This is a genomic window from Kribbella sp. NBC_00889 (assembly GCF_045207705.1).
In the GTDB taxonomy this organism is placed as follows: Bacteria; Actinomycetota; Actinomycetes; order Propionibacteriales; family Kribbellaceae; genus Kribbella.
In genome coordinates this window covers 1,633,444-1,653,618 of record NZ_CP108783.1, presented here as the reverse complement: position 1 = coordinate 1,653,618, position 20,175 = coordinate 1,633,444, and the positions used below count along the sequence as shown (strand labels likewise).

Annotated in this window: 17 protein-coding genes; 2 read left to right on the top strand and 15 right to left on the bottom strand. The window is 69.0% G+C overall.

All coding sequences use genetic code 11. The features are described from left to right. Positions 1-163 precede the first annotated feature (163 nt). The 10 genes from OG817_RS08020 to OG817_RS07975 all read right to left on the bottom strand — a co-directional run bounded on the left by OG817_RS08020 (position 164) and on the right by OG817_RS07975 (position 12,360). On the bottom strand, positions 164-1,369 hold the full coding sequence (locus tag OG817_RS08020; protein WP_406053065.1) for an acyl-CoA dehydrogenase family protein: 1,206 nt from the start codon (positions 1,367-1,369) through the stop codon (positions 164-166). Continuing rightward, entirely contained in the window at positions 1,369-2,682 is a 1,314-nt protein-coding gene (locus tag OG817_RS08015; RefSeq protein ID WP_406053064.1) for an acyl-CoA dehydrogenase family protein, read from the bottom strand. The genes OG817_RS08020 and OG817_RS08015 overlap by 1 nt, the downstream gene beginning before the upstream one ends. 47 nt (positions 2,683-2,729) lie before the next feature. Then, positions 2,730-3,965 (bottom strand): RNA polymerase sigma factor, encoded by a 1,236-nt coding sequence (locus tag OG817_RS08010; protein WP_406053063.1) that lies wholly within the window; start codon positions 3,963-3,965, stop codon positions 2,730-2,732. Positions 3,966-3,993: 28 nt separating this feature from the next. After that, a complete protein-coding gene (locus OG817_RS08005; RefSeq protein WP_406053062.1) occupies positions 3,994-4,401 on the bottom strand; it encodes a TIGR03668 family PPOX class F420-dependent oxidoreductase in 408 nt (135 codons plus the stop codon). 145 nt (positions 4,402-4,546) lie between these two features. Then, positions 4,547-6,142, bottom strand: a complete 1,596-nt coding sequence (locus OG817_RS08000; protein WP_406053061.1) for a phytoene desaturase family protein — start codon at positions 6,140-6,142, stop codon at positions 4,547-4,549. Positions 6,143-6,151: 9 nt separating this feature from the next. Further along, positions 6,152-6,979, bottom strand: a complete 828-nt coding sequence (locus OG817_RS07995) for an HpcH/HpaI aldolase/citrate lyase family protein (protein WP_406053060.1) — start codon at positions 6,977-6,979, stop codon at positions 6,152-6,154. 24 nt (positions 6,980-7,003) lie between these two features. Continuing rightward, a complete protein-coding gene (locus OG817_RS07990; RefSeq protein ID WP_406053059.1) occupies positions 7,004-8,191 on the bottom strand; it encodes a CaiB/BaiF CoA transferase family protein in 1,188 nt (395 codons plus the stop codon). Then, a complete protein-coding gene (locus tag OG817_RS07985; protein ID WP_406053058.1) occupies positions 8,188-10,176 on the bottom strand; it encodes an SUMF1/EgtB/PvdO family nonheme iron enzyme in 1,989 nt (662 codons plus the stop codon). The genes OG817_RS07990 and OG817_RS07985 overlap by 4 nt, the downstream gene beginning before the upstream one ends. Further along, positions 10,173-11,072: a ribokinase gene (locus OG817_RS07980; protein ID WP_406053057.1), complete on the bottom strand. Its 900-nt coding sequence runs from the start codon at positions 11,070-11,072 to the stop codon at positions 10,173-10,175. The genes OG817_RS07985 and OG817_RS07980 overlap by 4 nt, the downstream gene beginning before the upstream one ends. Then, entirely contained in the window at positions 11,062-12,360 is a 1,299-nt protein-coding gene (locus OG817_RS07975) for an ADP-ribosylglycohydrolase family protein (protein WP_406053056.1), read from the bottom strand. The genes OG817_RS07980 and OG817_RS07975 overlap by 11 nt, the downstream gene beginning before the upstream one ends. A gap of 80 nt (positions 12,361-12,440) precedes the next feature. Here OG817_RS07975 and OG817_RS07970 point away from each other — a divergent pair, with 80 nt between their 5' ends. Then, positions 12,441-14,003, top strand: a complete 1,563-nt coding sequence (locus tag OG817_RS07970) for an alkaline phosphatase D family protein (RefSeq protein ID WP_406053055.1) — start codon at positions 12,441-12,443, stop codon at positions 14,001-14,003. A 12-nt stretch (positions 14,004-14,015) separates the two neighbouring features. Beyond that, on the top strand, positions 14,016-14,840 hold the full coding sequence (locus tag OG817_RS07965) for a hypothetical protein (RefSeq protein ID WP_406053054.1): 825 nt from the start codon (positions 14,016-14,018) through the stop codon (positions 14,838-14,840). 3 nt (positions 14,841-14,843) lie between these two features. On the opposite strand, the gene OG817_RS07960 is transcribed toward OG817_RS07965, so the two are convergent. The 5 genes from OG817_RS07960 to OG817_RS07940 all read right to left on the bottom strand — a co-directional run bounded on the left by OG817_RS07960 (position 14,844) and on the right by OG817_RS07940 (position 20,137). Next, positions 14,844-15,998, bottom strand: coding sequence for an ADP-ribosylglycohydrolase family protein (locus OG817_RS07960; protein ID WP_406053053.1), 1,155 nt, complete (start codon positions 15,996-15,998; stop codon positions 14,844-14,846). Further along, a complete protein-coding gene (locus tag OG817_RS07955; RefSeq protein WP_406053052.1) occupies positions 15,977-17,257 on the bottom strand; it encodes an extracellular solute-binding protein in 1,281 nt (426 codons plus the stop codon). The genes OG817_RS07960 and OG817_RS07955 overlap by 22 nt, the downstream gene beginning before the upstream one ends. Before the next feature lie 21 nt (positions 17,258-17,278). After that, positions 17,279-18,112, bottom strand: coding sequence for a carbohydrate ABC transporter permease (locus OG817_RS07950; RefSeq protein ID WP_360450717.1), 834 nt, complete (start codon positions 18,110-18,112; stop codon positions 17,279-17,281). After that, a complete protein-coding gene (locus OG817_RS07945) occupies positions 18,109-19,032 on the bottom strand; it encodes a carbohydrate ABC transporter permease (protein WP_406053051.1) in 924 nt (307 codons plus the stop codon). The genes OG817_RS07950 and OG817_RS07945 overlap by 4 nt, the downstream gene beginning before the upstream one ends. Positions 19,033-19,147: 115 nt before the next feature. Continuing rightward, entirely contained in the window at positions 19,148-20,137 is a 990-nt protein-coding gene (locus OG817_RS07940) for a LacI family DNA-binding transcriptional regulator (RefSeq protein ID WP_406053050.1), read from the bottom strand. Positions 20,138-20,175: the final 38 nt, after the last annotated feature.

The window sequence follows — 20,175 nt, the reverse complement described above, 5'->3', positions numbered from 1 at the left end:
TGCTCCCGTCGTCCTACGACCGGACCCGGCAGGCAGTGGATCGCCGACTGGAGCGGCTGACGGCGCAGAGGTGATCACGGTCTCGAGCATGGACCGGTCGATGCTCGGCCCGGGCCTGATCTGACGAACTGCCGCGTAGGCTGAGATCCCCTTACAGATAAGGCTATTTGAGCTCGGCGGACGTCTTGCCGAGGAGTCTGCGGGCGACGATCAGCTGTTGGATTTGTTGGGTGCCTTCGAAGATGTCGAGGATTTTGGAGTCCCGGGCCCATTTCTCGAGGAGTTCGTGTTCTGAGTACCCGAGGGTGCTGGTGAGTTCTATGCAGCGGAGGGTGATGTCGTTGGCGGAACGGCCGGCCTTGGCTTTGGCCATGGAGGCTTGGAGGGAGTTCGGCTTGCCGTTGTCGGCCATCCAGGCTGCTTGCAGGGTGAGGAGATAGGCGGCTTCCCAGTCGGACTCGAGTTCGAGGTACGTCGCCGCGGCCGCGGGCTGGAGGTGGACGGAACGGTCGTAGTCGATCTCGACCCCGGCGTCGGCCAGCAACTCACGGGTGAGTTCGAGCGACGCACGGGCGCACCCGACGGCCATGGACGCGACCAGCGGACGCGTGTTGTCGAAGGTCTGCATCACACCCGCGAAGCCTTTGTCCGCGTCGATCTCGGGTGAGCCGAGCAGGTTGGCCGCGGGCACGCGGCAGTTGTCGAAGCGAAGAGTGGCGGTGTCGGAGGCGCGGATGCCGAGCTTGTGGTCGAGCCGTTCGACCGTCATGCCCGGTGTGTCCTTCGGTACGACGAACGACTTGATCGCGGCCCGCCCCAGCGACTTGTCGAGCGTCGCCCACACCACCACGGCGTCACAGCGACCGCCCGCGGTCACGAAGATCTTCTCGCCGTCGATGATGTAGTCGTCGCCGTCGCGGCGCGCGGTCGTCTGGATGTTCGCCGAGTCCGATCCGCACCCGGGTTCGGTGATCGCCATCCCGGCCCACACGCCGTCGAACCGCCGCAACTGCTCGTCCGAGGCAACCGATGCGATCGCGGAGTTGCCGAGACCCTGCCGCGGCATCGACAGCAGGAGTCCGACATCGCCCCAGCACATCTCCATGATCGACAGCACCGACGACAGGTTCGATCCGTTCACAACACCTTCACCGGCAGCGGTACGTCGTACTCCGGCCGCGCCCGCGCCGGAACTGGTGCCCGAGGCGCCTAATCCGTCGACCATTGCCGCGAGCATGTCCAGCTCGACCGGGTACTCGTGCTCGGCCAGGTCGTACCGCCGCGAGTTCGGACGCAGCATCTCCGCGGCGACCTGGTGCGCCTGGTTCACGAGGGCGCGGAACTTCCTTGGCGTCTCGAGGTTGATCATCAGACCAGCACCGCGCCTTCCATCACGCCGATCGCTCGCAGGTCGCGGTACCAGCGTTCGACCGGATGCTCCTTCACGAACCCGTGCCCGCCGAGCAGCTGCACACCGTCCGTCCCGATCTGCATGCCCTTGTCCGTGCACAACCGGCGCGCCAGCGCAACCTCGCGGGCGAACGGAAGCCCTTGTTCCGCACGCGATCCGGCCCGATAGGTGACGAGCCGCATGCCTTCCAGCTCGATCCCGATGTTCGCGACCATGAACGCCACCGACTGCCGATGGCTGATCGGCTCACCGAACGCCGTCCGCTCATTGACGTACGGCGTGACGTAGTCCAGCACCGCCTTCGCCGTACCCAGTGACAACGCACACCAGCCCAGCCGCGACAGCCGCACGCACTCGGCGTAATCCGACAACGTGCCCAACTGCACCGCCGGCACATCCTCGAGGATCACCCGGCTGAGCGACGCCGCTCGCAGCCCCATCGACGGCTCGGCCTCGATCGTCACGCCGGGATGATCGGACTCGACCAGGAACAGCGCCGGCCCCTGATCCTCCAACTGCGCCGCGATCACGAACAACTCAGCCTCAGCACCACGCGGCACCAGCGACTTCACGCCGTTCAATCGCCCGCCGACGGCCGTGGTCCGTAAGTCGAACGGATCGAACAACGGCCGCGGCTCCAAGACCGCCAACGCCGCCGCTGGGACCGACGACCCGGTGAACGCGGGCAAATACGTCGCCTGCTGCGTCTCGTCACCCCACAGCGAGATCGCCGTACTCACCGCCGCCGGCGCAAGGCACGCGACCGCCTGACCCATGTCACCGTGCGCCATCGCCTCGGCGACCAGTACGCCGGTCATCGCGGACCGCTCGGTGACGATGCCGCCGAGCTCCTCCGGCACCTCGATCAGACTCAGCCCGAGCTCGGCCGACGACTCCAGTACCGTTGGATCCGTCGTACACGCGGTGTCCGCCGCTGACGCCGCCGGACGCAGTACCTCGGCGGCGAACTCTTTCACGACCCCGACCACCATCTGCTGGTCCTCGGTCGGCGTCAGGTCGAAGCGGCCGCTCCCTCGCGCTGCCGGCAACCGGGACGGCTTGCTGAGCTTCGACGCCGCCGAGAAACTCCGAGACAGCGCTCCCGCCGTCCGGAAACCCGTCTTGGTCGCCTCGAACACCACCCGCTCGGTCCGCTTCCGCAAACCGAACCGATCGATTGTCCGCCACCGCGCGAGCCGGTTCAGCAGCGCGACCCCGACGCCGATCGCGTCCCGCCGGTCCCGCGCGCGTGTCCGCTCCTCAAGGCTCATACCCGCCACTGTAAACCGAAGTTACAACCCAGGTCACGTGACCGCAGTCACACGGAGATAGCCGCCGCCTTCGCCTGGAGGTAGCGCTGCTCCGGCAGGCTGGTGGTACGCCGGGCCGCGGCAAGGTAATGCTCCTGGGCCTTCGCCGGCTCCCCCGCCCGCTCATAGAGATGCGCCCGTACGGCGTCCAGACGGTGGGTCTCGGTGATGTTCTTGTTGCCGTCCAGCGTGGCGAGTAGGTCGAGACCGGCCTGCGGACCCTGCACCTGCGCGAGCGCAACCGCCCGGTTGAGCGTGACCATCGGATTCGGCGTGAGCCGCTCCAGCAGCACATACAGCGAGAGAATCTGGTTCCAGTCGGTCTCGTCGGCACTCGGCGCCTCGGAATGCACCGCGGCGATCGCGGCCTGCACCTGATACGGACCGACCGCGCTCTGGGCGAGTGTGGCCAGGATCAGCGTGGTGCCTTCCTCGATCTGCTCGCGATCCCAGAGCGTGCGGTCCTGCTCGTCGATGGGGATCAGGCCACCATCGGCGGTCGTTCGCGCCGTACGGCGGGAGTCCGTCAGCAGCATCAACGCCAGCAGGCCCGCAGCCTCACCGTCATCAGGCAAGGCCGAACACAGCATCCGGGTCAGGCGGATCGCCTCGGAGGTCAGGTCGAGCCGCTGCAGTTCCTCGCCGGAACTGGCGGTGTATCCCTCGTTGAAAATCAGGTACAGCACCTGCAGGACAACCCGCAGCCGGTCCGCGCGCTCCTCCTCCGGCGGCATCTCGAACCGGCTCCCGGCCGCCTTGATGCTCTTCTTCGCCCGGCTGATCCGCGGCGCCATCGTTGCCTCGGGCACCATGAACGCCCGCGCGATCTCGCCCGTGGTCAGACCGCCGACCGCGCGCAGCGTCAGCGCGACCTGCGACGCCGGCGTGACGGCCGGATGGCAGCACAGGAACAGCAGTGTCAGCGTGTCGTCCTCGTCCGGAGCCGTGTCGACATCGGCGCCAGGGGCAACCAACTCCTCTGGCCCGGCCATCGACGCGACGCTGTCCTCGCGGCGGCGGCGCGCAGCCTCACTGCGGAACTGGTCGGTCAGCCGCCGCGTCGCGACCGTGATCAGCCAGCCGCGCGGATTCGCCGGTACGCCGTCCGCCGGCCACTGCGTCGCGGCCGCGAGCAACGCCTCCTGGACGGCGTCCTCACACAGATCGAACTGCCCGTGCCGCCGCGCCAGGAACCCCAGCACCTGCGGCGCGAGCTCGCGCAGCAAGCCCTCCACTTGCGTCATCCGCACCTCCCTCCCAGCACCCTACGCGTCAGGAGTACGACCACCCGGACCATTGGTCGACCCGGATCCCGATCACCGGTCCACGCGGCGGGTCCGCCTCGTACTGCGGATACTTCGCCACCAGCAACTCCAGTGCCGCCGACCGGGCCTCCACCACTCGTGCGACGCCGTCGACCCGCACCCACCACAGATGCGTCCAGTCCTCGTCGTACTGGTCGACCAGGACCGCCACGCGTGCGTTCTCCGCGATGTTGCGCAACCGCTTCAGGTCAGTCGTCGTCTTCGGCTTCTGATCGATCCCGATGAACAACTCGTCCCCGCGTACCGCATAGGTCACCGGTACGACGTGCGGCCGCCGGTCACCGCCGACCGTGGCCAACCGCCCCACCCGCGCCGCCGCGACCCGCGCCCGGCACATCGCCTCATCCAGTCGCATACTCCCGACCCTAAACCGCCCCCACCACAGCTCCCGGGTGCCCTGCGTCGCCTGGCCACTGGCGGGTTGTCTCACCGCTGGCGCCGTACAACCCGCCAGCGGTTACACAAGCCGCTAGCCACACCGGCTCACTTCGAGGAGGCGATCAACGCTGGAGGTGGCGGAGGGTTGCGGTGGGCAGGGTCCGGGTGAGGGGCCCGATGATCGAGGCGTCGCGGAGGGCGGTGCGCGCGGCGAGGTGACCGCACGCTCCGTGGACGCCGCCGCCTGGGTGGATGGCGGAGCTGCCCAGGTAGAGGCCGGCGATGAAAGTGCGCGGACTGCCCAGACCGATGGTCGGGCGGAACACGAGCTGCTGGTGCAGTTGCATCGTGCCGCCACCGAGAGCGCCGAGGCCGAGGGCCGCGTTGCCGGACTCGAGGGCGCTCGGCCGTTGCAGATCACGCGAGATGATGAGCTCACCGAAGCCCGGTGCGAAGCGTTCGATCGCGCGTTCCATCCGGCCGGCCAGCTTGCCGGCGGACTCGTCGTCGGCAACCCCCCGCGGCAAGTGTGAGTACGCCCAGACGGCCTCGGTCCCTTCCGGCGACCGGGACGGATCCGACTTCGTGGACTGCCCGATCAGCAGGAACGGCTGCGACGGCAACCGGCCGGTGTCGAGGTCGGCGGACAGATGCACGAGCTCGTCCGCCGTCCCGCCCAGGTGGACCACCCCGGCGGATCGCGCCTCGGCCGACGTCCACGGGATCGGCCCGCTCAGCCGGAAGTTCAGCTTCACCGTCGGGTAGTCCCACTCGAACCGCTCGTCCAGATCCCGCCGCAACCCTGCCGGGATCGTTGCGCCAGGCAACAACTGGTTGTAGAGCACCGGAGCAGACGTGTCCGCGATCACTGCCCGGCTCACCGCGACCGTCTCCCCGGACGCCGTCCGTACGCCGGTCACTCGCCCGGATGACACGTCGATCGCGGAGACCGGCGTACCCGAGATGAGCAGGGCGCCCGCGCGCTCGGCTCGACGGACCAGAGCGCCCGAGAATGCGCTCGATCCCCCGATAGCCACCGGATAGCCGACGTCCTGCGCCATCATCGCGAGCAGCCAGCCCATCGTGCCGCTGACGCTGCCGGACAGCGGCGAGTCGGCGTGCAGCGCGTTGCCCGCCAGCAACGCCGCTCCGCGCGGGCCGGCGAACAGTTCCTTGCCCATCCGGTGCATCGGCATCGCCATGAACCGCGCGAACCGCAGCAGCTCGCCCGCGGACCCGAGCTTGCGCGCCAGCTTGATGCCAGGCACGACCGGCGGCCACGAGGTCAGCAGTGACTTCAGCAGCGGCTCGCGGATTGCGACGTACTGCTGGTAGATCCGCAGCCACGCCTCGCCGTCGCCCGGGTGGTCGGAGCCAACAGACTTCGCGGTGTCCTCCGGATCCGGGTGGATCGCGACCGAGGTGCCTTCCTCGGCATCGAGCAGATGCACCAGCGGAAGCGGCGCATGCGCCCACTTCAGGCCGAACTTCTCCAACTCCAGCGCGCGCATGACCGGTGACGCCACGCCCAACGGGTAGTTCGAACTGAAACGATCACTGATCCAGCCGTCGTCCTCGGTCGACCGGACCGCGCCGCCGAAGGTCTCGGCGGCCTCCAGCACCAGTACGTCCCAGCCCGCGTCGGCAAGGGCGATCGCGCTCACCAGGCCGTTCGGCCCCGAGCCGATCACCACGGCGTCAACACTGCGCGGCAGCATATGTCGAGCCTAACTTGACCTGGACTCGATCTCCCGCATCAGGGTGCTGAGCTCCCGGGCGCGCCCCACCATGGCGGGATCGACCATCCGGCCGTCCGGAAGGACAATGACGCCGCCGTCGGAGACCCCGGCCTTGTCGACCGCGGCCAGCAAAGCCTCCGCCTCGGCGAGCTGTACGGCGGTCGGCGTGAAGCACTCGACGATCGTGGCCAGCTGCCGCGGATGGATCGCCGTACGCCCGACGAATCCGAGCGCACGGCCCTCCAGACTGGTCTGCCGCAGTCCGTCGAGGTCGTTCACCCGCGGATGCACCGACATCATCGGAGCGCCGAGCCCGGCTGCCCGCGACGCCGACACCAGCCGCCCGCGCGCCCATGCCAATCCGACCGCTCCGTCCACACCCAGTGCACTCGACAGATCAGCCTCGCCGAGCGCGATCGCCACCACCCGCGGATCCGCGGACGCGATCTCGAACGCCCGTTCCAGACCCAGCGGCGACTCGATCAGCGCGGTGATCCTTGCCGTCGGCACCTGTTCCAGGATCGAGTGGACGTCGCCAACACTCTCCACCTTCGGCACCCGGATCCGGATCACCGGCAGGGCGGCCACCGCGGCCAGGTCGTCCTCGATCCACGGCGTCCCGGGCGCGTTGACCCGGACCTCCACCGAACCAGCCGCGTTCGCCGCGATCCAGGCGACCGCCCAGCCGCGCGCGTCCACCTTGTCGTCGACCGGAACCGCGTCCTCCAGGTCGAACACGACCAGATCAGGGCCTGCGGCAACGGCCTTCGCGAACCGATCCGGCCGGTTGGCAGGTACATACAGTGCCGTCAGCACTTCAGGCCCCCTCAGGCATCAGCGTCAGACCACGCCGGCCGCGCGCAGCGCAGCGAGTTGCTCCGGGCTGACTCCGATCTCGGCGAGCACCTCGTCGGTGTTCGCGCCGTGCGGCCGCCCGGCCCAGCGGATCGACCCCGGCGATTCGGACAACCGGAACAGCACGTTCTGCATCTGCACCGGTCCGCCGAGCTCGTCGTCGTCCACCGCGACGATCGTGTTCAGCGCGGCGTACTGCGGGTCGGTCATGATTCCGCGGATGTCGTGCACCGGACCGACGGCGGCCTCGGCCTTCTCGAACTCCGCCATCACCTCGTCCAGCGGCCGCTCGGCGATCCACGACCCGACCGCCTCGTCCAGTTCGTCGGCGTGCTGCGCCCGCTCCCGCCCGGTGGCGAACCACGGCCGCGCCACGAGGTCCGCGCGACCGACCAGCCTCACCACCCGCTCGGCGATGCTTTGCGAGCTGGTCGACACCGCGACCCAGCGCCCGTCTGCGGTCTTGTAGACATTGCGGGGAGCGTTGTTCGACGACCGGTTCCCCAACCGCGGCTGGACGTACCCGGTCTGCTGGTACGCCGTGATCCCACCACCGAGCATCATCAGGATCGGCTCGATGATCGCCAGGTCGATCACCTGGCCGGCCCCGGACCGATCCCGTTCGCGCAGCGCGACCATCACGGCGTACGCCGTGGCCAGCGCGGTGATGCCGTCCGCCAGCCCGAACGGCGGCAGCGTCGGCGGCCCGTCCGGCTCACCCGTGACGGCCGCGAACCCGCTCATCGCCTCGGCCAGCGACCCGAATCCGGGCCGGCTCGACCACGGGCCGACCTGACCGAACGCGGTCACCCGGGCGATCACCAGCCGCGGGTTCGCCGCCAGCAACAGGTCGGGCCCGAGTCCCCAGCGCTCCAGCGTGCCCGGCCGGAAGTTCTCGACCAGGACGTCGTGGGTGCGCACCAGGTCGAGGAAGACGTCGCGACCGCGGGACAGGTCGAGCGTCGCGATCCGCTTGTTCCGCCCGAGGGTCTTGAACCACAGCCCGACGCCGTCCTTCGATGCGCCGTGCGTCCGGGCGGCGTCGGGCCGCGCCGGGTGCTCGATCTTGGTGACATCGGCCCCGAAGTCACCGAGGAAGGTCGCCGCCAGCGGCCCCGCGAACAGCGTCGCCGCCTCGAGGACCTTCACGCCGTCAAGTGGAGCAGCCCTCATCCCGCACACCTGAAGCCGATGGTCTCCGAGCGATCGAGACCACCACCGGTCAGCACCAGCTTGAAGCTCACGTCCGGCGCCTGCGGACCGCCGTCGGCGTACCAGTCGGAGCCCTCGGCGGCGTAGTGCGAACCGCCCTTGAGGATGCAGAACCGGCTGCGGCCGTCCCGGTGCTCGCTCTCGGTCAGGTTCCAGACCAGCGGCTCGGCGCGGGTGAACCCGTCCAGCCCGGCGGCGAGCTGCCACTCGTCCTCGGTCGGCAACCGCCCACCACGCCAGGCCGCGTACGCCCGCGCGTCCGGCAGATCGACGTACGTCACCGGCTGGTCCTCGGTCCCCGGCGCGGGCGCGCCGTCGGCCCAGTGCGCGAGGAAGCGGTTCGGCACCAACGGCCGGTAGCCGGTCGCGGCCAGGAATGCGGCGTACTGCGCGTTGGTCACCTCGGTCGTCGCGACCGAGACACCGGAGAGCGAGACCTCGCGCGTCTCCGTCCGCAGGTCGTGCAGACGCGGCGGCAGCGGTTTCCACTCCTCCACGTACGGCGCCTGGTCGTACAACCCGGTCTCGCGTCGCCGATGCCGCACCTTCAGCACCCGGTCCCCCGCCGGTACGACGACCACCGGGCCGAGCGACGCGTCACCGGAAACCTCGGGAACGGGAACCCGCCGGGCCGGCGCCATCGGGAACGCGGAGTCCTTCAGATGCGGACGCGGCATCGTGCCGAGCCGACGGGCGGTCGTCCGGCAGGACGACCCGGCGGTCGCGCCCACCCGGATGATCCCGGCGACGCCACGACCCGGCACGACCAGGTGGACACCGTCGTCGTCCGAGGTGATCGGCACCCCCGACGTCACGTCGTACCAGTCGCCGACCTGGTCCTCCGAGCGCAGCACGATGCCGTCGAAGTCCTCCTCGTCGCGGTTGATCAGCGTCCAGAAGGTGATGTCGGCCAGGTCGAACCGCGAACCGTAGACGCCGTGCTCGCGCGCCTTGTCCGGGATCTCCGGGGTCAACTGGATCCAGTCGCCGTTGAGCAGCACCGGCGCGAACGCCCGCTGCGCCGCGACCATCCGCCGCAGCGTGGCGCGGTCCCGCGCGTTCCAGCCGACCCAGGCCGAGAACACGGACTCCCAGACCAGCATGCCGACGCCGTTGATCCAGGCGGACTGCAACTCGTCACTGTGGTCGCGGTTCCACCGGCGGGTGTGGTGCATCATGTGCCGGCGCTCGAACAGGTGCGCACGCAGAATGCCGGGCGCGTGGGTGTCGGCGAACCACTGCGCCCAGGACAGCGCGTGATCGCCGATCCTTGCCATCGGCAACCGTGACTCACCCTCGAGCGCGACCGCCGGATTCGCCTTGCGCAGCGCGCGAGTAAAGGCCGGGTCGCCCTCCTTCAACGTGTCCAGGAAGACCCCGTCGACGTCGTACTCCGTGACGAGGGCCGCGAACTCCTCGGCGTCCGAACGGGCCGCCCGGCGGGTGCCGACATCCCACGGGTTGTAGTCGAAGAACACCTTCAGCCCGAGCCGGTGCAGGTCGTCGATCAGCTGCCGCAGACCGGGCGCGTCCCGGTAGAAGTCGAACTGGTTGCGCGAGTCGATCCCGATCACCGGATAGGCGTGCCACAGCACGACCGCGTCGTACCCACCGAAGTCGGCGACACCGTGCTGGACGAACCTCTCCGGCGTGAACCGCCCGGTCTCGACGTCGTACAGCTGGTCGTCCCAGAGCCAGACCAGCGCCACCGAGTACGCCGTCTGGGTCCATTCGCGACCGGGGACCTCGTAGTGGGAGCCGTCGTACGGCGTCCGGTCGTAGGCACCGATCAGCCACTCGGCCAGCTTGGCCCGCCACCGCGGCAGGTCGGCCGGGTCCTCCGGGGCGCCGAGGATCTTGGCGTCGTCGAGGAACGACAGGTCGGCCCGAAGCCCCAGATCCACCCGGGCGGGCAGATCGATGGGCCGCGGCTCGAGCGGATTCACAGGTACACCTCCGCGTAGCGCGCGTCGATTGCATCCCCGTGAGGCACCGAGGGAATCGCCCCCGCCGCCTGAACACTCAATGACGCTGCCACGGTAGCGCGTCGGACCGCATTCGTCAGGTCGCTCGACGTAATCGCTCCGGTATTTGACACGGCAGACAATGCTGCCGCCAGCACCCCACAGAACGTGTCCCCCGCGGCCGTCGTGTCGACCACGTCGACCGGGAGGCCGGGAACCGCGATCTCGTCGTCGCCGCGCGTCAGGATCACCGCGCCGGCGGCGCCGAGCGTGACGACCGCGGCCGGCACCTTCTTCAGCAGCGCGGAACGGTCCGCGCCCGCGATCGCCTCGGCTTCGGTCTCGTTGACCACCAGCAGATCGACCTCGGCGAGCAACTCGTCCGGCAGCTCGGCCGCCGGCGCCGCGTTCAGGATGAAGTAGGAACTCGCCGCCGCCGCGTCCTGCACAGTCGGAAACGGGATCTCCAGCTGGGCCAGAACGACTTTTGCTGCCCGGACGGCAGCGGCCGCCGCGTCGGACAGCGACAACTCTCCGTTCGCGCCGGGGGCGACCACGATCGAGTTCTCACCACTCTCGTCGACCGTGATGATCGCCGTACCGGTCGGGGCGGAGGTCACCGAGACCAGCGAGAGGTCGACGCCCGAGCTGCCGAGGGCGTCGCGCATCAGCGCACCACCGTCGTCGTCACCGAGCGAAGCGACCATCGCCGTCCGTGCACCCGCCCGCGCGGACGCGACGGCCTGGTTGGCGCCCTTGCCGCCCGGTCCGCGGGTCATCACTCCCGCCAGCACTGTCTCGCCGGGGCGCGGGATCTGCTGGACCGGCAACACCAGATCCACGTTCGCGCTACCTACGACGACAACATCAGGCTCCACCCCGGGCCACCTCCACGGTCCTCAGTGCCAGCTCGTCGATCGCGATCTGGTTCATCCCCGGCAGGCTCGTGGCCACCCGGTTGTCCAGTGGTGTGGACCACTCTGCCGGAACCCCTCGCACAGCGCCAAACACCGCACCCACCGTCGCTCCGGCCGAGTCGGTGTCCCACCCGGCCATCACCGAGCGGCCGACCGCGGTGGCGAAGTCCGGAGCGGTCAGCGCGTACGCCGTCAGCGCGCTGTTGTTCACCGCGTGCACCCAGTGCAGGTCGCCGTACTCGGCATGCAGCGCGTCGAGCGCGTCGTCCAGCGGACGGTCGGCGAGATCCAGCCCGAAGCGAACGGCTCGCGCGATCGCTCCGTCCGCCGCGATCACCTCGAGCCCGGCGAGGGCGACCTCGCTCGGCGAGTCCAGCACCAGCGCGGCGGCGGACATCGCCGCGACCCAGAGGGCACCGTCGACGCCCGCGCCGGTGTGACTCAACCGGGCATCGACCAGCGCGACCCGGGCGGCCGCGGTGCGGTCTCCCGGATGGGCCCAGCCGTAGGCGTCGGTCCGGATCTGAGCACCGATCCACTCCCGGAACGGATTGCCGACCGACGCCGCCCTGGACGGCTCCACACCTTCCAGAAGGTTGCGGTAAGCCACACGCTCGGCGGTGAACACTCGCCCGGCCGGAAGGTCGTTCAGCCAGGCCTGCGCAACGTCCTCGGTGGTCAGGGCGGAGCCGTGCCGCTCCAGCAGTTGCAGCGCCAGGATGGCGAAGTTGAGGTCGTCGTCCTCAGGCATCCCGTCGATGACCTCGCGCAGGCTGGTCGGCTTCGACCGCTTGTTCCACGGCCATCTCTTCTGCACGTCCTCAGGTACGCCGACCGCCGTGATGTACTGCGACAGCGGCCACTGGCCCGACGACTGCAGGATCTCCCGGATGCCCTCGCGCGGGATCTTCTCCACCGGTTTGCCGAGCAGGTTCCCGGCGGCTCGGCCGAGCCAGGCGTTGAGCGTCCGCCGCTCGAGGTCTGCCGGTTCGCCCACCGACGGCAACTCGGGGATCACCGGCTCGTGCCACGCCCCCGCGCGTGCGTCCAACTCGGCGAGCAGCTCGCGCGCGAGTGTCCGTAGTTCGGGAGAGGCCGGTTCGTCCGATGCACCCGACGCCGGGGCGTCCGTCGCACCGCCGGCCGCACGCCAGCGCGACTCGACGTCGGCGACGTCGACACCCTCGGATCGCGATTGGACCAGTTGGTGCGGCAGCAGATCCTCCGGCTGCACCCAGGTCAGTCTCATCGGGCTTCTTCCTTCCCCTGTTGCATCACGCGAAACGTGTGCCTGGTTCGTTGTGTCACCGCGGACAGATACTCCGTCCCATGCCCACCCGCCGCAGCTTTCTCTCCGCCACCGGCGCCGCCGCCGCTCTTGCCCTCACCGGCACCCTCCCTGGTCTTGATGCAGTAGGGATACCGCACCGCACCGACAAACGCCCGCTGTTCACTCTCGGCGTCGCCTCGGGTGATCCGCTGCCCGACGCCGTGGTCATCTGGACCCGCCTCGCGCCGGGTCCGCTCGAGGCGTTCGGCGGGATGGACGACCGCACGGTCGGGGTCGAGTGGGAGGTCGCCGAGGACGAACACTTCCGCCGCGTGGTACGCCGGGGCACGGCCCACGCTCGCCCGGAGTACGCCCACACCGTGCACGTCGACGTCCGCGGTCTGCGCTCGTGGCGGCACTACTTCTACCGCTTCCGCGCGAACGGTCAGGTCAGTCCGGTCGGCCGCACCCGGACCGCGCCGGCGCCGGCCGACCAGCCCGCGGTGTCGATGGCGGTCGCTTCCTGCCAGGCCTACTACGACGGTTTCTACACGGCGTACCAGGACGTCGCACGCCGGGACCACGACGTCGTCCTGTTCCTCGGCGACTACGTCTACGAGGTCGGTGTCGGGCCGACGGCAGGCGTTCGCAACCAGCCGGTCCCGGTCGACTTCGCCGGCGAGATCTTCACGCTGGACGAGTACCGGGCGCGGTACGCGCTGCACAAGACCGACCCCGACCTGCAGGCCGCTCACGCCGCCGCGCCGTGGATCGTCACGCTGGACGACCACGAGGTCGAGGGCAACTGGGCCCGGTACATCTCCGAGGACGGCGTCCCGCACGACGACTTCGTCGTCCGTCGGGCGAACGGCTTCCGGGCGTACTGGGAACACATGCCGCTGCGCCTCGACCAGTCCCCCGACGGTCCGTCGATCCGGCTGTACCGGCACCTCCGCTACGGTCGCACCGCCGACCTCAGCGTGCTCGACACCCGGCAGTTCCGCGACGACCAGACCAGCACCGGTGGCTGGCTGCCGCCGGACGAGGTGTCGCAGGACCCGGCCCGCACGATCACCGGCGACGCGCAGGAACGCTGGCTGCTCGACACCCTCCACCGTTCCAGCAGCCGATGGAACGTCGTCGCCCAGCAGGTCGCGATGGCGCAACTCGACCGCAAGACCGGTCCTGACCTCGAACTGCCGATGGACACCTGGAACGGGTACGTCGGCTCGCGCGACCGGGTCCTGTCCGGCGTCCGCGACCGGCATGTCCGCAACTTCGTCGTACTCACTGGCGACCTGCATCGCGCCGTCGCGTCCGACCTGCGCGTGAACTTCGCCGACCCGTCGACGCCGGCGGTCGGCACCGAGTTCGTCACCACGTCGATCTCGTCCGGCAAGGACGGTGTCGACTCGGACGCCACCGGCAAGGCGCTGCTCGCCGAGAACCCGCACGTGAAGTTCCAGAGCGTCCAGCGCGGCTACCTCAGCTGCCGTCTCGACAGCTCCCAGTGGACGTCGGAGTACCGCGTCGTCGACCGGGTCATCACCCCCGGTGGTACGGCGTCCACCCGCGCCACCCTGGTCGTCGAGGACGGCCGTCCCGGTACCCACCTGGCCTGAACGGATCCGCACATGAAACGCGCACGCACCGCTCTGCTCGCCGTCCCATTCGCTCTCCTGGTCCCGGCCGTCGCAGTTGCCAGCAGCAACAATCAGGTCGAGATCAGCGCCACCCCGCAGCCGGTCGAGGTCGTGCCGCTGCCCTGCTTCCCGTCCGGCAAGCTCACCCTTGGCATGACCAATACCGGCCGCAAGCCCACCATTGCCGACATGCGCATCAGCGGCGACTCCTCGTTGACACTGTCCCGGCACCAGTTCTCGAGCTATCTGCCCGTCGACCAACTGGTCAAGGCGCCGCTCGAGATCACAGTGCCGCGCGGCACGGCTCCGGCGACGCACAACGTCGATCTCAGTGTCGGCCGCGAACACCTGTCCGTGCCCGTCACGATCAAGCCCGTCCCCGCGCGCGACAACCTGCTGCTCGGCGAGCAGGCGGTCGCGTCCTCCACGAACGGCGACATGAAGCTGTGTGGCGGAGTCGACGGCAACACCGACTCCGCGCAGTGGGGAGCCAGCGGCTGGCACGACGCCACCAAGGGCGTCTTCCCCGACACGTACGGCGTCGACTTCGTCCAGCCGACCACGATCGGCCGCGTCGTCGTGCAGACCCTCGACTCGGCCAAGTACCCGGCGGCCGTGATGGGGATCCGCGACTTCGACGTCCAGGTCCGCACCGGCAGCACCTGGACGACCGTCGGCGAGTTCCGCGACAACGTGCAGGGTCTCCTCACCGTGACCTTCGCCCCGGTGGCCGTCGACGCCGTCCAGCTCGTCATCCACGACTCCAACGACCACGGGTACTCCCGGATCATCGAACTCGAGGCCTACGGCAACTGACATTCAGACCAGGGCATCCATCGCGGCCGACCGCCGGGCCCACCGCTCGGCGTCGGCCGCACGGATGTCCTCCGCCACCGCGGCCATCACCCGGCCCGGCTGCTCGAGGTCGGTCTTGCTCGCCGCGGCGATGTCCGCAGCCCAGTCCGCCGGTACGCCGTTCAGTCCGCTGAGGGCACCCGTGATCGCACCGGCCATCGACGCGATCGAGTCCGCGTCCCGGCCGTAGTTCGTGCCGCCGAGGACTGCCCGGCGTACATCTCCCTCGGAGACGAGCACGAAGCCGAGGGCGACCGGCAGCTCCTCGATCGCCTTCGTCCGGCTCGGCCGCCGGGCGTCCAGCGACTGGTCGCGATAGTCCGGACCGACCGTGTCGAAGGGCTCGATCGCCTTGCGCAGCACGGGAATCGCCTGCCCCCAGTCGGTCAGGCCGTCCGCGGCGGCTGCCACCGCCTCGACGGCCCCTCGAGTACCGTCCTTGGCCAGCACGAGCGCCGCTTCCACAGCCGATGCGGCCGTCGCGCCAGGGGTCATCGCCGCGGCGACGGCGGCGGCGAACACGCCGGCCGCCTCCCGCCCGTAGCTCGACTGGTGCGCACCCGCGAGATCGATCGCCTCCGCGTACGCACCCTCGGGATCGCCGGCATTGGCGATTCCGACCGGCGCCATGTACATCGCCGCACCGCAGTTGACGATGTTGCCGACGCCGGCCTCACGTGGATCCACATGCCCGTAGTGCAACCGGGCGACCAGCCACTTCTCGGCCAGGAACACCCGCTGCAGCAGCAACGCGTCGGCCTCCAGCTCGGGCACCCAACGGGTCCCGGTCAGCATCTTCGGCACCAGCGACTCGGCGATCGCGTAGGCGTCCAGGTGCGTCCGGCGTTCGTCGTACACCTCGACCAAGGCGTGCGTCATCAAGGTGTCGTCGGTGATGTGCCCGTCGCCCTTGTGGTACGGCGCGATCGGCCGGGCGGTCCGCCATTCGTCGTACCACGGACCGACGATGCCGGTCACCCAGCCGCCGTGCCGCTCCCGGATCGCCTCCGGGGTCCACCCCTCGACGGCTCCACCGATCGCGTCACCGACCGCGGAGCCGACGAGGGCACCCGTGGATTTCTGTTCCAGCAAGGAGATCACTGGTTGGCCTGATCCCATCCGTCGCTCAGCTTCTTGCCCAGTGCCGCCAGATCGGTCTTGTTCGCCAGGTACTCCTGCAGCGCCGGCGTCGCGATCTGGTCCTTCCACTTCGGGTAGTTCTCCACGCTCTGGAACGGCGCCTTGGTCAGCTCGGCACCACTGGCCAGCGTCTGCTGCCAGCCGTCCTTGCCACCGGTCGTCTTCAGGATCGCGTCGCGGGCCGCCTGCGTGGTCGGGATCAGCCAGTCACCCTGACCGACCGCGGCCAGGTTGTCGGCCTTCATGAAGTAGTCGATGAACTTCGCCGACTGCTCGATGTGCTTGCCCTCGGCCGGAACCGACAGCGTCTGCGGGTTCGCCGCCTGCTTGGTGCTGGTGCCCTTCAGCGGCGGCAGCACCTCCCACTGGAAGCCCTTCGGCGCCTGCTCGACCATCTGCTGGGCGGTGTAGTTGCCCGCGACAACCATCGCGTACTTGCCGGCGAAGAAGCCCGGCAGGACGTCGGAGCCGCTCTGGGTCAGCGAGGTCGGGTCGATCGACTTGTCCGTATAGGCCATCGCGTTGATCCGCTTCGGCACCTCGAGCTCGGGGTCGCCGATCTTCGCCTTGGCGTCCCGGCCGGAGCCCTCGAAGAACTGCGCGTCGAAGTTCATGCCCAGGTTCAGCACGGTCGCGGTCGGGCTCTTCAGGCCCCAGCCCAGGCCGTACTTGCCGCCTGCCGTCAGCTTCTTCGCGTCGGCGGCCAGGTCGTCCCAGCTGAGCGAGTCACCGGTCGTGGTGATCGCGGCCTGCTTGAGCAGCGCGGCGTTGCCGAACACGACGTACGACTGGAGCAGCGTCGGCGCGGCGAGCGTCTTGCCGTCGCTGGAGACGGTGTCCCAGACCCCCTGCGGTACGGCGTCCTTGGTCTCCTGGCTCAGGTACGGCGACAGGTCGGCCAGGAACCCCTGGTTCGCGAAGCCGGTGATGTCGGCGGACTCGTCCTGGATGATGTCCGGCGCGGTCCCGCCCTGGAACTGGGTGACCAACTGGTCGTGCACCGAGTCCCAGCTGCCCTGGACGTACTCGACCTGGATGTTCGGGTTCGCGGCGTTCCAGTCCGCGACGATCTTCTTGGTCGCGGCGACCGTCGTCTTCTGGAAGGCGAGGCTCTGGAACTTCAGCGTCACCTTCTCGTTCGACCCCGAATCACCGGAGCTGTTGTCACTGTTGCTCCCACAGGCCGCGAGCGCCACCAGTGCACCCGCCGCCAGCAGAGCGGTTACTACTCTCTTCATGTGTCTCTCCTCAGGGGATCTCTAACCCTTGACTGCGCCGCTCAACAAACCGGAAGTCAGCCGGCGTTGGAGGAAGGCGAAGAAGATCAGGCTCGGCACGGTGGCCAGGACGGACGCTGCTGCCAGTGGACCGAACTGCACCTGGCCTTCGGCGCCGACGAAGCGCGCCAGGACCAGCGGCAGTGTCTTGAGCTCCGGGTCCTGCAGCAGGACCAGAGCGAAGAAGAACTCGTTCCACGCCGAGATGAACGTGAACATCGCGGTCGCGATCAACCCGGGCCGCAACAGCGGCATCACGATCGACACGATCGTCCGCACCCTGGACGCCCCGTCGACCGAGGCCGCTTCCTCGAGCTCGCGCGGTACGGCGGCGACGTACCCCTGCAGCATCCACAACGCGAACGGCAGCGACCAGACCATGTAGACGATCACCACACCGGGGATCGTGTTGGTCAGGTGCAGCGGCCGCAGGATCATGAACAGCGGGATCACGATCAGGATCACCGGGAACACCTGGCTGACCAGGATCCAGCCGTTCGTCACCGGCCGCAGCCGGGTGCGGAACCGGGCCAGCGCGTAGGCCACCGGCAGCGACACGATGAGCACGAGGACGGTGCTGGCGATCGAGATCTGCAGGCTGTTGCCGAGACCCCGAATCAGACCTTGCTCGTTCATCGCGTCGCTGTAGTTGGAGAAGTCGAGGTGCTCAGGCAGCAGGCTCGGCGTGATGCTGGCGAACTCGCGAGGTGACTTCAGCGAGCTCGAGATCAGCCACAGCAGCGGGAATCCGAGGAACACCAGGTAGCAGACGACAGCGACGTACTGCAGGAACCGGGCGGCCGGACGTGTTCTCATGCCTCGCTCCTCAGCCGGCTCCGCAGGTAGAAGGCGAGGAACACGATGATGATGACCACCATCACGTCACCCATCGCCGCGGCCATCCCGAAGTTCCCGTACCGGAACGCCTCGTTGTAGGCGAACAGCATCGGCAGCATGGTCTTGCCGCCCGGACCGCCGGCGGTCAGCACGTACACCAGGCCGAACGAGTTGAAGTTCCAGATCATGTCCAGGCTGGTGATCGCGACGATCACGGTCCGCAGCTGTGGCAGCGTGATGTTCCAGAACTGGCTCCACGCGCTCGCACCGTCGACCGCGGCCGCCTCGTACAGCGTCCGGTCGATGCCCTGGAGGCCGGCCAGCAGGGTGATCGTGGTCATCGGCATGCCGACCCAGATTCCGACCACGATCACGGCCGGCAGCGCCGTACTGAAGTCGCCGAGGAAGTTGATCGGGTGGTCGGTCAGGTGCAGCTTCTGCAGGATCTCGTTGACCGGGCCGTTGGTCGGGTGCAGCAGCAGCCGCCACATGATCGCGACCACCACCGGCGGCATCGCCCACGGGATCAGCGCCAGGGTCCGGGCCACGCCGCGGAACCTGATGGTCGTGTTCAGCAGCAGCGCCAGACCGAGCGCGGCGACGAACTGCAGGATCGTCACCGACAAGGTCCAGATGATGCCGATCCGGAACGAGTCCCAGAACAGGCCGTTGTGCAGGAGCTTGGAGAAGTTCTCGAAGCCGATGAAGTTCGTGTCGACGTTCAGCCCGGCGCGGGCGTCGGTGAAGCCGAGTGCGATGCCGCGGATCAGCGGGTAGACGCTGAGCAGCAACACCGGCAGCAGCGCCGGCAGGAACAGGAAGATCGCCTCCCGGTTCTGCTTCGGCTTTCCGGTCTTGCGCACCGGAGTCGGCGCCGGAGCCGTCATGGTCGCGGTCATGGGGCCTCCCGGCGTGGACTGAGGAGCGCAGGGAGCGAAGCGACCGGAGCGACGAGGGAAGGCCGGGAGCCAAGGCCCCATGACCCCCGCGCCGGAGGCGCGGCATTCAACACAGTCACGGGGTCGACTTCCGCACGCTCAGAGACGGTTGTACGACGATTCGCCGGGGCGTCCGGCTGCTGTCCTCGATCCTTGCCAATAGCAACTCAGCGGCCCGCCGGCCACGTTCGGCTGAGCCGAGGTTCACGCTCGTCAACGGCGGGAAGCACTGCTCGGCGAGCTCACTGTCGTCCATCCCGATCACCGCCACGTCGTCCGGAACGCCCAGTCCGTAGGCGGCGAGCTCGTGCATGACGCCGACGGCGAGCAGGTCGTTGGCGCAGACCACCGCGTCGGGGCCGCTCTTCTTGAACAGTTTCTTCCCCGCTTCGCGTCCGGCGGCGAAGGTGAAGTCGGCGGCCCCGATCTCACCTGCCGACGTCAGCTTGAACTCCTTCATCGCGTCGGCGAAGCCCTTCGCCCGGGCCGTTCCGGGCACCGTGTCCGCGGGGCCGTTGACGAACGCGATCCGCTTGCGTCCCTTGGACGTCAGGTGCTCGACCGCCAGCAGGATGCCCTTCGGCGAGTTGGCGCGGATCGTGTCGACGCCGGCCTTGGCGGGGACGTTACCGGCGACGACCACCGGCACCTCGCACTCGCGGATCGACTTGATCAGGTCCTCGTCGACGCGCAGCGGGCTGATCACCAGGCCGTCGGCGTACCCGCGGGCCATCCCCCGGACCAGCGCGACCTCGTCGACCACATCCGGCCCGGTCGTGGTCACCACCAGCCGATAGCCGGCCGCGGACACGACCTCTTCGACCGCTCGCATCATCGTCACGTAGACCGGGTTACCGACATCGGCGACCGCCAGCGTCAGCTGGAACGTGCGCCCGACCTTGAGCGATCGTGCCCGGGCGTCCGGCACGTACCCGAGCTCCTGCACCGCCCGCTGCACCCGCTCGACCATCTCCTCGGTCGCGGGCAGCCCGTTCAGCACGCGGGACACCGACGCCACCGAGACCCCGGCGGCCCGAGCCACCCCCGCGATCGTCGGACGACTCACGCCGACCTCCTGTAATCGTTCTTGTAATCGTTTACAAG

Bases quoted from the DNA above. Each gene is read 5' to 3' on its own strand.
- OG817_RS08020 (WP_406053065.1), bottom strand. From the start codon at position 1,369: ATGATCAACCTCGAGACGCCAAGGAAGTTCCGCGCCCTCGTGAACCAG.
- OG817_RS08015 (WP_406053064.1), bottom strand. From the start codon at position 2,682: ATGAGCCTTGAGGAGCGGACACGCGCGCGGGACCGGCGGGACGCGATC.
- OG817_RS08010 (WP_406053063.1), bottom strand. From the start codon at position 3,965: ATGACGCAAGTGGAGGGCTTGCTGCGCGAGCTCGCGCCGCAGGTGCTG.
- OG817_RS08005 (WP_406053062.1), bottom strand. From the start codon at position 4,401: ATGCGACTGGATGAGGCGATGTGCCGGGCGCGGGTCGCGGCGGCGCGG.
- OG817_RS08000 (WP_406053061.1), bottom strand. From the start codon at position 6,142: ATGCTGCCGCGCAGTGTTGACGCCGTGGTGATCGGCTCGGGGCCGAAC.
- OG817_RS07990 (WP_406053059.1), bottom strand. From the start codon at position 8,191: ATGAGGGCTGCTCCACTTGACGGCGTGAAGGTCCTCGAGGCGGCGACG.
- OG817_RS07975 (WP_406053056.1), bottom strand. From the start codon at position 12,360: ATGAGACTGACCTGGGTGCAGCCGGAGGATCTGCTGCCGCACCAACTG.
- OG817_RS07970 (WP_406053055.1), top strand. From the start codon at position 12,441: ATGCCCACCCGCCGCAGCTTTCTCTCCGCCACCGGCGCCGCCGCCGCT.
- OG817_RS07965 (WP_406053054.1), top strand. From the start codon at position 14,016: ATGAAACGCGCACGCACCGCTCTGCTCGCCGTCCCATTCGCTCTCCTG.
- OG817_RS07960 (WP_406053053.1), bottom strand. From the start codon at position 15,998: ATGGGATCAGGCCAACCAGTGATCTCCTTGCTGGAACAGAAATCCACG.
- OG817_RS07955 (WP_406053052.1), bottom strand. From the start codon at position 17,257: ATGAAGAGAGTAGTAACCGCTCTGCTGGCGGCGGGTGCACTGGTGGCG.
- OG817_RS07950 (WP_360450717.1), bottom strand. From the start codon at position 18,112: ATGAGAACACGTCCGGCCGCCCGGTTCCTGCAGTACGTCGCTGTCGTC.
- OG817_RS07945 (WP_406053051.1), bottom strand. From the start codon at position 19,032: ATGACCGCGACCATGACGGCTCCGGCGCCGACTCCGGTGCGCAAGACC.